Below are 16,149 nucleotides of genomic sequence, written 5' to 3'. Positions count from 1 at the left end.
ATTAGGTGTATTTTTTATTTTACCTCTCTATCTAATAATTAAAGAATACTCCCCTAAAAATCCCAACAAAAAAATCGAATAAACTACCTATACTTCAGACACTTTAGCACCACGAACATTACGATCTTTAATGACACTCCGATGCCTAAAGGCGATAGCTTTCTTGTTTAGGAAAAGCTGTAACCTCTCCATTCATGATGATTTTATTTTTGGATTGAATACGACCAACTTGTAATAATTGCAGTTACACATTGCAGAAAATAGCAACCAGCTTTCTCATACAATGTTGCATACTGTAACTTTTAAATATATTCAACACGCATGCTAAATCCTTGAATCACAGCAGGTAAACAGATTGATGATGAAGAAACTAATGTCATGCATCATATTTTTCAATACTACAGTTTGTATAGTCGTAGTCCATTACATTATGTGGGAGCGGAGTTAACATGTTAAAGAAACCAAACAGATTACAGCCAGGTGATATCGTGGCAACAGTAAGTCCTTCGTGGGGAGGCGCAGGTGATTCTGAGATACGATGGCGATATGATCAAGGAGTAAAGAGATTAGAAGAAGTTTTCGGTCTTACCGTTGTTCCAATGCCGAATAGTTTAAAAGGTAGCGAATTCATTTATAGCAACCCACAGGCTCGTGCAGAAGATTTAATGAAAGCATTTCAAGATACGCGCGTGAAAGCAATTATTGCGAATATTGGCGGTGAAGATAGCATTCGCTTGCTTCCCTTTATAGATTTTAATGTAATACGTGAAAACCCGAAAATTTTTATGGGCTACTCTGACGTTACCGTTTCACACTTATTTTGTCATAAAGCAGGAATTTCCTCTTTTTACGGTCCAGCCATTTTAACTGATTTCGCTGAAAATATAGAGATGAATCCATATACGGTTGAAATGGTAAAGCGAACTCTCTTTTCAAATGAAACGATTGGCGAAATTCAACCAGCTCCTGAATGGACGAGTGAGCGTTTAGAATGGATCGAGGTCAATAAGGATACAAGGCGTACGATGCAACAAAACAAAGGATATGAGCTACTTCAAGGCTCTACGACTGTACAAGGACGCTTAATTGGTGGTTGTATAGAAGTACTGGAATTTGCAAAAGGAACGGAGCTTTGGCCTGAGAAAAAACATTGGGAGAATAGCATCCTTTTCTTTGAAACTTCTGAAGACCATCCAGAACCAAGCTATATAAAGTATTGGTTACGAAATTACGCAGCGCAAGGCATTCTCCAAAAAGCAAAAGGAATCATTTTTGGTAAACCAAAAGACGAAATGTATTATGAAGAATATAAACATGAAATACTGCAAGTTATGAAAGAACATAACTTAGAAGATTTGCCGATTCTTTATAATTTAAATTTTGGCCATACTGAACCGAAGTTTATTTTACCTTACGGCGTGATGGCAGAAATTGATTTTGAAAATGGGTCTTTCTCTATTTTAGAGAGTGGCGTGGAATGAATAAAAACACTCTCATGAGATATGACTGTGAATGGATACTTTTTAAAAGTTTATAATTGAAGGGAGATTACGTGTATGGAAGTAACATTTACGGTAAGTAAATGGGATGAAAAACCTATCGATGATACTAAAAAAGATTTCCCTATTAATATTGCACATGTCGAATATGATATTGATGGTGAATTAAAAGGAAAAGCTTTTGTTGAATACTTATTATATTATTTAGACTCCAATATAAATGATGGTCACTTAGCTACTGCTAAAATTTCTGGATTTTTACACTTTGAAGGAGTTTATAAGGGGCAACAAGGGACATTTACAGCTATAGAGCAAGGAATATTTGATAAAGGAAATTTAGATTCCCCAGGAACAATTATTAAAGCTACCGGTAACTTAGAAAACCTGAGAGGATCCTATCATTATCAGTTTACAGGCCAAACTAGTAAACTAATTTTAGAGTTTAAATGTTAGCTAAATACCTTATAATTTAGTGGAAAGGACATTTCTTGTAATACTAGGAATGTCCTTTTTGTTGACGAGCTTATTCAAAATAAGAAATAACAGAGTATATTATCAGTATGCAGCAGTGCATATCATTTTCGTTATAGTGGAATTAAAAACCTAATCCCAAGTGACATGGCCCCCACCTATTCATTACTTTTCCTATCAATTAAAGAATAATCCCCGAAAAACTCCCCTTCATAACTTCCTTTTCAAGTTGGTTCCTACATATAAACATCGCAATAATTTTTGTACGATGTTTTTCATCGGGTTCAAATTGTTCAATGGTTACGTCACAACGAATTGTATCACCGCTAAAAACAGGACGTAAAAATTCAAAATCCATCTTGCGAGCTAGTACGTTATAGTCACCGCCAATTTTTGTAGGCAGCGTTGATGTTAACAGCCCTTGTACAACAAATCTCCCCTGCTCATCTGGTGTAACATGATGAACACCTTCATCTTTCGATACTTCTGTAAATAAAACAACATCCTCTTTCGTAAAAGTTCGCTCGAAGGTGATTTTTTCGCCTACTTGTAATTTCATCCCTATCCCTCCTCAAAAACACTTTTAACATAAGAAAAACCGAAACTATAATCATTTCGGTTTTTCAATCTAAAGAAGTCTATTTACTTTAATGAATGTACAAACAACCCGCTGCGCAGTTTCGGTTCAAACCACGTTGATTTTGGTGGCATAACTTCTCCAGCGTCTGCGATTGCTAATAAAGCTTCCATTGATGTCGGATATAATGCGAATGCTGCTTTATATTCACCGCTCTTTACAAGGCTTTCTAGTTCTTCCAATCCGCGGATTCCTCCGACAAAATCGATACGTGAATCAGATCGCGGGTCATGTATTTCAAGTACTTGGCTTAATAAATGATCTTGCAGAATAGATACATCTAAACCTTTAACGAGATCATTCGCATCAAACGTTTCCTCTTTCACTGTAAGCTTATACCACTTCTCATTTACATACATACCAAATGTTTTTGGCTCATTTGGTTTATACGGTGAAAGTGATGCTTCTTCTACATAAAAGTATTGCGTGATTTGTTTTAAAAACTGTTCTTCTGATAAGCCGTTTAAATCTTTTACAACTCGGTTATAGTCCCAAATGGATAATTCATCGTGAGGGAATAAAACAGATAGGAAGAAATTAAACTCTTCTTCTCCTGTGTAATTCGGATATTGTTCTCTTCGCATGAGCCCAACTTTTGCCGCTGATGCTGAGCGGTGATGCCCATCCGCAATGTACAAATTAGGAATATCTTCAAATAAGTTTACTAAACTTGCAATTACTTCTTCATCAGCTATTTTCCACGCAACATGCCTAACTCCGTCTTCTGCTGTAAATGTATAGATTGGCGCATGTTCTTCTTTCCAGCTAGCAATGAAACGCTTTATCTCTTCTTTTGTACGATATGTTAAAAAGATAGGACCTGTATTCGCGTCACACACATCTACGTGACGAATGCGATCTAGCTCTTTTTCATGACGCGTTCTTTCATGTTTTTTAATTGTATCATCTTCATACTCATCAATAGATGTACAAACGACAAGGCCTGACTGCGTTCTTCCTTGCATCGTCAGTTCATAAATGTAGAGCGCTGGCTCTTCGTCTTGAATGAATACTTCTTCTCGTATAAATCGATTTAAATTTTCACCGGCTTTTTCATATACACGATCATCGTACGGCGAAAGTGCCGGATCTAAATCAATTTCTGCTTTATCAACGTGTAAGAAAGAATACGGATTCCCTTTTACAACCTCTCTTGCTTCTTCACTATTTAATACGTCATACGGTAAAGCTGCAACTTCCGCTGCTTTTTCTTCTACTGGACGAATGGCCCGAAACGGTCGGATTTTTGCCAATTCCCTCTCTCCTTTACACAATCATTCGAACGGCTACAACACCTGTAATTTTGCTTATATTTTCCACTATATTCTCTTTTATTATATCATCAATTCCGTTATCAATATCAATCATTGTGTACGCCCAAGAATGTTTACTGCGATTAATCATATCGGCAATATTAATATGATGCTCTGCTAAACATCCTGTAATTTGTCCTACCATGTTCGGAACGTTTTGATGCATAATCGTAATTCGTTTCTTTCCGATATACGGTAATTCTACGTTTGGATAGTTGACTGAATTACGAATATTTCCTGTCTCTAAATATTCACGTAATTGGCGCGCTGCCATGATCGCACAATTTTCTTCCGATTCAGATGTAGATGCACCAAGGTGAGGCGTCGCTGTTACATTTTTCATCTTTATCACATTTTCATTCGGGAAGTCTGTTACGTAATGTGCAATAACCTCTTCTTCTAACGCTTTTTGAAGAACTTTTTCATCTACAAGTTCTCCTCTTGAGAAATTGAATAAACGCATACCTTTCTTCATCTTTTCTACAGCGTGTTCACCAATAATTCCCTTCGTTTGATTCGTAAGTGGAATATGCAGTGTAATATAATCACACGTTGCGAAAATTTCATCTAAACTAAATGCTCTTTGCACATGTGTAGAAAGGCGCCATGCAGTTTCAACTGAAATGTAAGGATCATATCCGACAACGTCCATCCCTAAAGCTAGCGCATCGTTCGCAACTAGAGCACCGATTGCGCCAAGGCCGATAACACCTAGACGTTTCCCTGCAATTTCTGATCCGACAAATTGTTTTTTTCCAGATTCCACAAGCTGCGGTACTTCTTCACCTTCTAAATTTTTCGTCCAGCTTACTCCGTTAATAATGTTACGTGAAGACATAATAAGGCTGGCGATAATAAGTTCCTTTACTGCATTAGCATTCGCTCCTGGTGTATTAAATACGACAATCCCTTTTTCCGTACATCGCTCGACAGGAATATTATTTACACCTGCACCAGCTCTTGCAATCGCCTTTAAGTCTTTTGAAAAATCTTCTTGATGTAAAGAATAGCTGCGAAGTAAAATACCATCTGGGTGGTCCATTCTATCCCCTACTTCATAACGATCTCCGCTAAGTACTTGCAAACCTTTTTCCGCAATTTGATTTAACGTTTGAACACGAAACATATCCCCATCTCCCTATCTATTCTCAAGCTCAAATTCCTTCATATAATTTACTAATTGCTGTACGCCGTGTACTGGCATCGCATTGTAAATACTTGCACGCATACCACCGACTGAGCGATGTCCTTTTAACGTAACAAGGCCGCGTTCTTTCGCTTTTTGTAAAAACTCATTGTTCAGCTCTTCTGATGGTGTTGTAAACGGAATGTTCATAAGTGATCGATATGCAAGATCAACTGGTGAAGTAAACAATTTTGATTCATCTAAGAAATTGTAAAGAAGTGAAGATTTCATTCTATTCTGTTCTTCAATCGTAGATACCCCGCCTTGCTCTTTCAACCACTCTAGTACAAGTTTCGTTACGTAAATACTAAAGGTTGGCGGTGTATTATATAAGGAGTTATTTTTGCTGTAAGTTTCATAGTTTAACATCGTAGGACAAGAGCGATCCGCTCCCCCAATTAAATCTCTTTTTATAATCGCAATCGTTAAGCCCGCTGGCCCTAAATTCTTTTGTGCTCCCGCATATATAAGACCGAACTTCGTAACATCATATTGTTCTGATAAAATATTCGAGGACATATCCGCAACGAGCGGTACTTTATCTAAATGTGGAATGTCCACATATTTCGTTCCCTCAATTGTATTGTTCGTTGTAATATGTACATAATCTAGTTTTTCATCACTCAGTAAACCATCCAGTTTAGGAATTGTAGTAAACTTTTCTTTTTCAGAAGAAGCAATCGCTTGTACTTCCCCTACTTTTTCAGCTTCTTGCAGCGCCTTTTTAGACCATGAGCCAGTCAATACGTACCCTGCTTTTTTATACGTATTCATTAAGTTTAACGGTATCATAGAAAATTGTAATGACGCACCGCCTTGTAAAAATAGTACTTCATACTCATCCGGAATGCTCATTAATTCACGAAGTAGATTACTCGCTTCATCTATAATACTTTGAAAATAAGAAGATCGATGACTCATTTCCATAATAGACATGCCTGTCCCGTTATAATTTACAAGCTCCTTTTGCACTTTCTCTAAAACTGGCAAAGGGAGTATTGATGGTCCAGCTGAAAAATTATATACTCTCTCCATCACCCTAATAACCTCCCTATTTCTCATTTTGTTATTTTTTAAACTTTCTGAATTATAACCTAAAATATAATATATGGTCAATTTGTTTTCTATTATTACGGCGCAAGACGCAATGGAATCGCTTGCATGTGCAAACTATTTTTTATACACATACAAAAAAGTGTTAAGTACATAATCGTACTTAACACTTTAATAGTAAAAGAATGATAGCTAATTGTTCGTAAAGAACCGATCAAAAATTTGATAAATAGCAGAAAGACCAAAGAGCCAATAAATAGTGTCCACAAGCGCCGGCATTGAACCAAACCATTTCTCAACTACATTGTAATCTAACGCCACAAATAACCAATTCAAACCGCCAAGAATCACCAAAATTACTGTAAGGTAAGACAAAAATTTCATTATGATTGCCCCCTAGGTGATAAGATGGTGAAAGGCCTTTCACTAGAAATATATGTGGTAAAATTCAAAACTTACCTATTTAATTAAAATTATTTTCGGTACCAGCCATGTATAATTGTTTCTGCTTCTTTACTATGTATTTGATATGCATGCGTACTATTATGAGAGCCGATAAACCAAATAGAAAAACCTTTAAAATACGGTTTCGTTTCTAATACTTCTCGGTAAGCACGCCATCCATTTCGTTGTACATCTTTTGAAAACACATTTGAAACATCTGGATTCCACGGATTTTGTAATCCAAGCTCACGCGCCGGAACGTTAAATCCACCAAAATAAACGGGTTTTCCCGTTGCTTTATGTAATTGTTCCAATTGCTGCACAACATTTTGCCCACGATTATACACTGTCGTCGCAAATAAACTTTTCTTTACTTCTTCGTATGTTGGATTTCTTTTCCCTGAAACTTCAAACCAACTATCGATACTTACAATATCCACTTTTTTTAAATACGGACGATTGATTTTCTCTTTAAACTTCGCTTCATACGAAAGATCCCAACTTGCTGTTAACCACCAATTCATTTGATACAAAACATTTCCTTTATACTGCTTACGAACAAAATCAATCGTATCGCTCCAGTATCCCTCTGCATATTCCATATTCACGAAATTAGAGGCAATCTTGACTCCATACACATTGTATTTACTTGTAATCGAATTAAAGATGTCTTGTAGAATAACCGTTTTCCAATTCCAGAAGAAATCATTCATATTACTCGGATTCCATTCCGTTTCCCCAACATTTCCTTGCTGAATATACGGGAACGGTTCCACTATAACTTGAATATTACGCTTTAATAATTCTTGAATTAAAATAATAGCCTTTTTCTTTTGCGCTTGATTAATTACCATATTAGTAGAAGTAACATTCGGAATATCAATTTGAATCGGTACATTTACTGTATTTAAATTTAAGCGATTCACATCTGCTAATACTTTCGATACATTTCCAACTTCCCATACCGTTACGTTTCCTGACTTTATTTTTCCAGATTGAACAGTATTCATATCTGCCTGTACATTTCCTTGGAAACAAAAAGAAAACAACATCATACACACTCCTAAAAAACTTACTAAACTCTTATTTCTCTTCACATCTTTCCTCCTATTATTTTTGACATACCTGCTTATTTTATACAACGTTTCACATATATTCCATATAAAAAAAGAGTGGAATTTCCATCCATAAAAATGCTATTCATCCTTTATTCACACCTTATTCATACTAACCTCCTAAAAATAGTAAGGTAAATAAAAAAGGAGCTTATTTCCGCTCCTTTTTTTGTCCTTATACAATTGAAATTGTCGCCTTCCTTCTAACGGCCTAATTAAATTCTATTTTTCGTATAAATAAATTTTTATACTCATAAATGTATCAAAAAAATTTTATCTATATTCGCTTTTTGTTTGTATTACTTTTACATTTACTTCATTCGTAGTTCTTTCATTTCTTTGGATATTCATAATTGCACCTCAATCGTATTCACATATAACATCTGCCTAATTATGAATGCATGAGTTAACTATATTTTTCTAATATTTTTAGGAGCATCTTATTTCGCCTCGTCATATTTCACTAATTGAATTTACAACACATCCATATGCTATTTCGTGGAATTTACTATTCGAGACGTAATTATTGCAGTAATTAATATAATAATAGCGGTTATCAAGCCAGATTCTCCAATCCAAATCTCAGTTTGATACCCTGTACTTGCACGTGCGAAAGGTCCTTGAATAATGGCATTCCAAGTAGCATGGATGATAACCGAAGGCCAAATGCTACCTGTGATAAGTCGTAAATAAGCTATAATATAACCGAATGGTACAATACAAAGATAGATACCAAGTACTGAAAGAACGACAGATGGTCCCGCTACATATAGACCAGCAATAACTATTGGAACATGCCACGTTGCCCAAATCAATCCACTAATAAGGATGGGCCGTGAAAACTCTGCATCGACTAGCCTTGTGAGCATATAACCTCGCCAACCCATTTCTTCTCCCAAAACTGGGATTAAGTTAAGCAAACTTCCGAAAATGCCGCTCAATACTACTAGATAAATGAAGCTGACTGGTGCCGTTACATACTGAAGCCCAAGCATATTGTAGATCGGTTCTAACATCATACCACCTTCGGGATACTGAAACCCTGCAATTCCACTCAACCAGGCGATAGAATACGTAATTCCACAAATAATCATAGGGATTAGCAGAGCAAAACCAATCCCCTTCCATATCTTTAAGTTACCGAGACTAAAAGATACATCTTTAAACCCTTCTTTCAGTATTATGCGAGTCAAAATAGAAGATAATGCTGGGGTAAACATATATACCACAATAAGCGGCCTACTTTCCGTAATTATTACTACTACATTTAAAATAATAGAAGTAATGATTAAGATACTCAGAAAAAGTTGAAGTCCTATTTTAGCACGTTGGATTTTATCTTTATTATGGAACGATTTTGCGTGTAATATCATTGTAATCCGCCCTTCCCCTATAATTCACTTGTTTATCAAATTTACTTCTTGTCATTTCTACAGACACAACTTGGAATAAAAATATTTTTGTATACAGATTCATTCATCTTTAAAATCCCTCCCAAATTTATAGTCTAGTCTTACTTACGACTCATCCATGCAATTATTATTTATAAGTTGTCATAACCGATAGTACAAAAATGTAATGATTAGTCTATGACCTGTGTCAATTAACCTTATGACAATATGTAACTAGAAAATATGATATGGGATAGATAACAATTGAATTAAGGCAATTGATTCGTGCAAGTACAATGAATCAATCTTGCTTTTACAAATAATTCAATTGAGGTGGAAAAAATGAATAAGAAAAGCATAATTGCAATGGTTAGTACAGCTTTATTAGTCACAGGATGTGTAGAAGTAGGAAAGGCTCAAACAGTAGCAGTCGAAAATTCAGGTCAATCAATCCAAAAAAATATAGTTAAATCCATACAATCACAGGCTTACCCATTAAAAACGATAGAGCCGTCAAAATCATTTGAGGATTTAAAACCACTTAAGAAAATGATTGGGAGCGCACAATATGTAGGATTAGGAGAGAATACTCATGGAAGCTCTGAAATTTTTACTATGAAGTTTCGCCTTGTGAAATATTTGGTTACTGAGATGGGTTTTACAAATTTCACAATGGAAGAAGATTGGGGAAACGGCTTAAAACTAAATGAATATATCCAAACAGGAAAAGGAAACCCTAGGGAATTTTTAAATTATTTATATCCTACTGATGAAATTATAGCCATGATTGAGTGGATGAAAGATTATAATGCTGATCCATCCAATAAAAAAAAGATCCAATTTATTGGGCTCGACTTAAAGGAGTTGGACCAAGGCTGCTTTAATAAAGTAATTGATTATGTAAGACTGCATCGACCAGATTTGCTGGCAGAAGTAGAAGAAAATTATAAAGAATTGTCGGCTTTTAATGGAGGTTTACAGGAATATATGGACCTTGCTCCTGAAATAAAGGAAAGGTTCAAAGCAAACGCTGAGAGAGTAGCCCAATTACTAAAAGATGAGAATGGGCAAGCCAACACAGAAATAGCTTCACCCGAGTACATCTGGGCGAAAGCAACGGCAAGTGCAATAGAGAAATATACAACAATGCTAATTCCTAACGACTATCCAAGTATGTTAAAGCTACATGAGCAATACCTGGCCGATCATGTAATGTGGGCACAAGAGACATTGGGTGGTAAAACGATGGTATGGGGACACAATGTTCATATAGCTAAAGGAATTTTCGATGAGGAATTATACCCTTATGTTGCCGGGCATAATTTGAAGGAACGTTTAGACAATAATTATGTCACAATTGGCAGTACAACTACGGAGGGGAATTTCACCTTATACAACGACACCGGAGATAAGATTATAACAGATCCGATTCCACAAGATGTAAATAGTTTCAATTATACCCTTGGAAAAGTACCATATAAAATGTTTTTATTGGATAACCGTCACCTTAAAGGACCGGCAGAAAAATGGGTTAAAACAAAAAGACCATTACTAAGTATAGGGGCACGACTCTTACCGAACCAATTGGCATACTTTGATACGTCATTGCTTGAGCAATTTGATATTATGTTTCATATTCGAAAAACAAGTCCATCTCATATTAAATAAAAGTACACAACAATCCCGTTCTTGCATCTGCAAGAACGGGATTGTTTTATGGTGATTCATATAAGCATCTTTTTTAACCAGAAGTAGGTTACTCTCCCCTTTTTAGCATCATTTAGAAATGTCATATGACACTTTTACACTAGTGAGAATGACAAAAAAAGCAGTACAATTCGGTTATTACATAGATAGGAGCGAGAACTTTATGAAATCAAGATTCATCCAGAATGGTTATTTTTTATTACTAACTTTCGTTACAGGGTTGTTTTATTTTTGTTTTTATCTAATAGCTCTGCTATTCAGCTTCACCCTTTCATTTACGGTAATTGGGATTCCACTAATTATACGTGTACTACAGACTACTACACCTTTTATCCAATTCGAACGCATACAGACGAAAATTTATGCAGATATTTCGACCGACACTTACGATAGAAGTATAAAAATGGATACATCAAACTGGGCTCAGGTGAAATTAGCGCTTACAGATCGTCGTACTTGGTCCGCTGTCTTTTGGTTAATGCAGAAATTAGTGATTGGTATTTTCAGTCTCATTAGTGCAATCATTTTTTATGTAATGCCACTTATGTTCCTGTTGACACCACTACTGTATCGCTACATCGAAATGAATATTATTTTCATACAGATAGATACGTTTTCCAAGTCACTCTTTGTAATGCTTATAGGTATAGTATTTACCGCCATAAGTATTAAAATAGTAGATCGTTTGACTAAGAAACTTGGGGGTTATACACGTAGCATGATTCGGCAACTAAATCGATAGAAGTTTGACTTTTGTGAGAGAATTGCAGTGTAAAATTAAAAAGTATAACAATGTATGAAGGATTAATTTATAATATAGGAAGTAAAAAGGTAGGCTACTTAGGGGGTAAATGACTTGTTAGATATGGTTAAGTATTGGTTTTGGTACGATTGGATTATGTTAGGGATACGTCTACTTACTAGTGTGTCTATCATCCTAGCTACATTAAGTTTTCAGGATGGGTTAACATTGCCACTTTGGATTATTATTCTTTGGGAAATTATTGCCTTCTCTGTTCCATGGGTAGCCTTACTATTCAATTATAAATATTACTTGTTCACAGAAATACTGCTATATGGTGGACAATGTATATATTTAACTTCTTTATTTCCGGGAGCTAACGTTACATTTCTTATATCGGTTTTTCTGATTGCTGTAAATAGTAAGCATTTGTCCTATTATTGGACAGCTCCAACAACAGTTTTTATAACAACTGGAATTTTCTATGCGGTTGCGCCAAGTAATAGCTATTGGACTATGGTCACCTACTATGGATTCGCTTATGTAATGGGATTCGCTTTTCATTTATTAATCGCCAATCATAAGCAAAATGAAGTAATTCGTAAACAAAACGCGGTACTTGAGCAATATATGTCTCAGATTGAACGCATTACACTGGCAGAAGAACGGAACAGACTGTCGAGTGAGCTTCATGATACAGTTGGTCACGCTTATACTTCTATTATTATGGGAATGGAAACGTTGCGTACCGAACTTGCTACTGAGATGGGTATACAGAGGCTAGATTCTCTGCTTGAAATGGGACGTAAAAGTATTGAGGACGTGAGAGGTTACCTACATCAAATGGATTCTCCGTGTCAATCGCCTTCCTTAATTCAATCTCTACAAAATCTTGGAGCCGAATTTCAGGAGCACGCTCAGGTAAATGTAAGTTTTAGGACATTCGGAGAGGAATATCAACTATCTCGGCAAGCGAAGATCGCATTCGTTCGTTGCTTACAGGAGTCCCTTACGAATGCAGTACGTCATGGTCAAGGGACTGAAATTATAGTTTCATTGCAGTTTGAACAACAATATACGAGGTTAGAAGTTCAAGATAATGGAAAAGGAAATGTAGAATGGCAGGAAGGCTTCGGTATGAATGCGATGAAAGAACGGGCAATGAACTTGCAAGGTCATTTGTCTGTATATACAAAGCCAGAGGAAGGAATGCTTGTTACATGCACCATACCGCGACAAACTGAAATAAAAGATGGACTTATTCGTTTGTTAATTGTAGACGATCAGCCATTTGTTCGGGAAAGTTTGAGGACATTACTCGATAGATATGAAGATTTAAATGTAGTCGGTTTGGCTGAGGATGGCAATCAAGCCATCGATTTGTGTGGGCGCCTTCAACCCCATGTTATACTTATGGATTTAGATATGCAGCACATGGATGGAATCGAAGCAACCAAAAAGATTAAGCAACAATGGCCACATATCCGCGTATTGATTTTTACAACGTTTCAAGATACCAAACAGGCGTTGGAATCACTTCGCAACGGTGCGGATGGTTTTTTACTTAAATCTATTGAAACGTTGGAGCTAGCTAATACGATCCGACTTATTCACAAAGGTGGGACACTAATTGATCAGGGAATGTCTCACAAAATATTTGAGAAGTTTGATGAGCCAAAAGAGACACCACAATCAAAAGCAACCGCTTATGAGCTAACAGCTAGGGAGATAGAAATATTGCAGCTAGTAGCAAAAGGACTTCGATACACTACCATAGCATCAAGATTATATTTATCGAGTGGCACAGTCAGAAATTATGCTTCCACAGCTTATACAAAGTTAGGAGTCCGTAACAAAGAAGAAGCTATTCAAAAGGCTCTAGAAATTGGCATTATTGAATAACAAAATGGTTTGCGGTATATAAAAATGAGTAACAAAGAAACAGAACGCTTTGTGTGATTTCTTTTGTAACAGAGTAAATAAGGCCCGTTATCGTATAAGTAAATGTTAAAACATTTACTGTTTTGTCATAATAAAATCATTGAATCTTATCCTCTAAAATACAAAAGCCTACTATCAATTTAACTGATAGTAGGCTATTAAAATTACTTAAAAACTTGGTTATGTTCTAATTTAACAGTTTTCATCAGTGGAAATATTATCACTTCGGCTCTAAAGTTAACACTTTCCCCTCTATCCCATCCGTATTCAACGTAGTCGTATGATACGTTCCATTTACCCAATCATCGATTTGATCATGGTACCAATCACTTCTAAAATGTCCCGATTGTCCTGGCCCTACGATATGATAACCATTTGACATATCTTTCGTATCAATCACAAATCGCCAAGAAGCTCCGTGATTGACAATACCGTTATCTCCGTAACTCGCTGCTTGGACTGTAACTTGGCTTCCACCGATTGGAACTGGTTTTTCGCGATTAAATGCGAGTAGTGCTAACATACTAGATGATTTTGAAATTGGATGTGTAAAAGCAAGTTGATGGTAATCGCCCCACTTCCACTCCGCAACATTCGGTCCATATTCCTTCTGCAATTTCTTCATTACATTTTCATACGATGTATGCACAACTTTCGTGAAACCTCCATACTTCGAAAACCAAGCGCTATTTTCTCCTGCTACTTCTTTTCGAATCAATTCATCAACTACTTGTGACTTCCCTTCAAATAACTCCATCACATCTTTCGGTATTTCTTTTGAAAATAACGTATTCGAAATCTCTTTCATTAATAAATGGAAAAGTAATGGTGCCGCTTCATCTTTACTATCGTAAAAATTCCATTTTGTTAATTGTTTTACGCCTTCTTTCTCTACTTCATTTAAAGATACTTTATTTAACTCCTTTAACAATATAGGAGTAAACTCTTTCCCGTATAAATTTTTTTGATCCATCTGTAACTCTTCTAAATCTTTAACCGTATATTTTTCCTTCTCTTGTAAAAACTCTTGAATACGCATTTGTCTATATGGCTGCGCCCACGTATTACTAATATGATACGGGTAATTATCATCCACAATTTTATTATTCGCTGTTGAAATAAATCCTTGTTTTGGATTGATTACTTTTGGAAGTTGATCGAACGGGATATACCCTTCCCATTCATATTCGTCTGTCCATCCTGGTACAGGCAAACTACCATCACCTTTTTTACGCACTGGTATATTTCCATTCGCTTTATAAGCGATTGTGCCGTCATTTGATGCAAATACAAAGTTTTGAGTTGGTGTATGAAAATCTTGAAGTGCCGTTTCAAACTCATTCCAATCTTTCGCCTTATTCATATTTAATACAGCCTTTAATTCAGCGGAAGGCTCCAAAGCAGTCCATTTCAAAGCGAATACTGTTTTCGTTTTATCTTTCCCCTTATCCGCAAACTCTGAAATGACTGGACCATGCCTCGTAACCGTCACATTATACGGAATTGTTTTCCCACCTTTTACTTTAATCGATTCATCAACAACTGTAGCTTTTTCCCACTTATCGTTATACAAAAATTCATTTTCATTATTAGGATTTCTCTTTTCAATATATAAATCTTGTACATCAGGACCAGTATTCGTAACGCCCCATGCTATTTTGTCATTGTGACCTAATATAACACCTGGTACGCCTGCGAAAATAACGCCACTCACATGTAAATCTTTCATTTCAAGTTGTGATTGATACCAAATAGAAGGCGTCGCAAGAGATAAATGTGGGTCATCCGCTAAAATCGGCTTACCAGACGCACTCTTCTCACCGCTTATGACCCAGTTATTACTACCGTTAAACTCAGGCGGAATGATCGTTTTTGCAAAACTTTGTGCTACATTCACATTTGTATTTTCCAGTTCAGCTAACAATCTAGGCGCATCTTTCGGATATGTAGGAAATAGCTCATTGGCTTGCTCTTTCGGTAAATTTTTCAGCGCCCAATATCGAAATGCCTGTCCGTGCCAATGTCCACCTAAATCAAACGCCATATACTTTCCAATCGTTAAAGAATCCACAATTGACCACTCAGCAGGTTCATAACCTAATATAGTAAACTCAACCGGCAATCTCTTTTCCTCTTTTGCCTCGCGTATAAAAGCGTTCACCCCATCAGCAAACGACTGCAGGGCATATTTCGCTTCTCCGTCATATTGACTAACAGACGCTTCGGCTGCTCGCCGTAAACCGAGCGTTCGAAACAATTTATCTCGATCAACAGCTGCTTCCCCTACAACTTCACTCAACATCCCAGAAGCTTGCCTTCTACTTAAATCCATTTGAAACAAACGATCTTGCGCTTGTACATACCCTTGCGAAAAATATAAATCATGTGCATTTTCCGCTTTAATATGCGGTACCCCTTTACTATCTCGCTTTACTTGAACAGCACGTTGCAGATCCTCTAGCTTTATCGTTCCATCTATCTTTGGCACAGATCTAAGCGTATATATGTTCAAAAAAATCGCTGTGCAGATAATTAACAACAGAACGATACTACTAGACCAAATAAAAATTCTCTTACCTCTAGTTCGTTTCTTCTTTATGACGACTTCCATATAACCCCTCCTTTCTCAAACAATTCGCTTTTATTTAAG

13 protein-coding genes are annotated in these 16,149 nt (G+C 36.3%); 5 read left to right on the top strand and 8 right to left on the bottom strand.

The window, feature by feature from the left end; genetic code table 11:
* The first annotated feature begins 449 nt into the window (after positions 1 to 449).
* Positions 450 to 1,481, top strand: coding sequence for a S66 family peptidase (locus tag MR115_RS16970; RefSeq protein WP_242242063.1), 1,032 nt, complete (start codon positions 450 to 452; stop codon positions 1,479 to 1,481).
* A gap of 75 nt (positions 1,482 to 1,556) precedes the next feature.
* Positions 1,557 to 1,952 (top strand): DUF3224 domain-containing protein, encoded by a 396-nt coding sequence (locus tag MR115_RS16965; RefSeq protein WP_132132943.1) that lies wholly within the window; start codon positions 1,557 to 1,559, stop codon positions 1,950 to 1,952.
* Positions 1,953 to 2,151: 199 nt separating this feature from the next.
* Here the strand turns inward: MR115_RS16965 and MR115_RS16960 are convergent, their stop codons facing one another.
* The 7 genes from MR115_RS16960 to MR115_RS16930 form a co-directional block, all read right to left on the bottom strand.
* Positions 2,152 to 2,529 carry a hotdog family protein gene (locus tag MR115_RS16960; protein WP_002033079.1) on the bottom strand — a complete coding sequence of 126 codons (378 nt, stop codon included), beginning with the start codon at positions 2,527 to 2,529 and terminating at the stop codon, positions 2,152 to 2,154.
* An 83-nt stretch (positions 2,530 to 2,612) separates the two neighbouring features.
* Positions 2,613 to 3,860 carry a DUF1015 domain-containing protein gene (locus MR115_RS16955; RefSeq protein WP_242242062.1) on the bottom strand — a complete coding sequence of 416 codons (1,248 nt, stop codon included), beginning with the start codon at positions 3,858 to 3,860 and terminating at the stop codon, positions 2,613 to 2,615.
* Positions 3,861 to 3,873: 13 nt separating this feature from the next.
* The gene (locus MR115_RS16950) at positions 3,874 to 5,046 is read right to left on the bottom strand and encodes a 3-phosphoglycerate dehydrogenase family protein (RefSeq protein ID WP_132132949.1); all 1,173 of its coding nucleotides are present in this window, start codon (positions 5,044 to 5,046) and stop codon (positions 3,874 to 3,876) included.
* A 12-nt stretch (positions 5,047 to 5,058) separates the two neighbouring features.
* Positions 5,059 to 6,141, bottom strand: coding sequence for a 3-phosphoserine/phosphohydroxythreonine transaminase (serC, locus tag MR115_RS16945; RefSeq protein ID WP_242242154.1), 1,083 nt, complete (start codon positions 6,139 to 6,141; stop codon positions 5,059 to 5,061).
* A 210-nt stretch (positions 6,142 to 6,351) separates the two neighbouring features.
* Entirely contained in the window at positions 6,352 to 6,543 is a 192-nt protein-coding gene (locus MR115_RS16940) for a DUF378 domain-containing protein (RefSeq protein ID WP_000670802.1), read from the bottom strand.
* Positions 6,544 to 6,632: 89 nt separating this feature from the next.
* Positions 6,633 to 7,700: a glycoside hydrolase family 113 gene (locus MR115_RS16935; RefSeq protein ID WP_242242061.1), complete on the bottom strand. Its 1,068-nt coding sequence runs from the start codon at positions 7,698 to 7,700 to the stop codon at positions 6,633 to 6,635.
* A 509-nt stretch (positions 7,701 to 8,209) separates the two neighbouring features.
* Positions 8,210 to 9,091 (bottom strand): CPBP family intramembrane glutamic endopeptidase, encoded by an 882-nt coding sequence (locus MR115_RS16930; protein ID WP_242242060.1) that lies wholly within the window; start codon positions 9,089 to 9,091, stop codon positions 8,210 to 8,212.
* A 360-nt stretch (positions 9,092 to 9,451) separates the two neighbouring features.
* On the opposite strand from MR115_RS16930, the gene MR115_RS16925 reads away from it, so the two are divergent.
* From MR115_RS16925 to MR115_RS16915, 3 genes are all read left to right on the top strand, one after another.
* A complete protein-coding gene (locus MR115_RS16925) occupies positions 9,452 to 10,777 on the top strand; it encodes an erythromycin esterase family protein (RefSeq protein ID WP_242242059.1) in 1,326 nt (441 codons plus the stop codon).
* 202 nt (positions 10,778 to 10,979) lie between these two features.
* Positions 10,980 to 11,558, top strand: a complete 579-nt coding sequence (locus MR115_RS16920) for a sensor domain-containing protein (RefSeq protein ID WP_242242058.1) — start codon at positions 10,980 to 10,982, stop codon at positions 11,556 to 11,558.
* Between the two features lie 114 nt (positions 11,559 to 11,672).
* The gene (locus tag MR115_RS16915; protein WP_242242057.1) at positions 11,673 to 13,460 is read left to right on the top strand and encodes a helix-turn-helix transcriptional regulator; all 1,788 of its coding nucleotides are present in this window, start codon (positions 11,673 to 11,675) and stop codon (positions 13,458 to 13,460) included.
* Between the two features lie 259 nt (positions 13,461 to 13,719).
* On the opposite strand, the gene MR115_RS16910 is transcribed toward MR115_RS16915, so the two are convergent.
* Positions 13,720 to 16,110 (bottom strand): penicillin acylase family protein, encoded by a 2,391-nt coding sequence (locus MR115_RS16910; protein WP_242242056.1) that lies wholly within the window; start codon positions 16,108 to 16,110, stop codon positions 13,720 to 13,722.
* Positions 16,111 to 16,149 lie beyond the last annotated feature (39 nt).

This window comes from Bacillus cereus group sp. BfR-BA-01309 (assembly GCF_022664315.1).
Taxonomy (GTDB): Bacteria; Bacillota; Bacilli; order Bacillales; family Bacillaceae_G; genus Bacillus_A; species Bacillus_A mobilis.
Note: the sequence above shows the minus strand (reverse complement) of the source record. Positions and strands in the feature narration are given on the sequence as shown.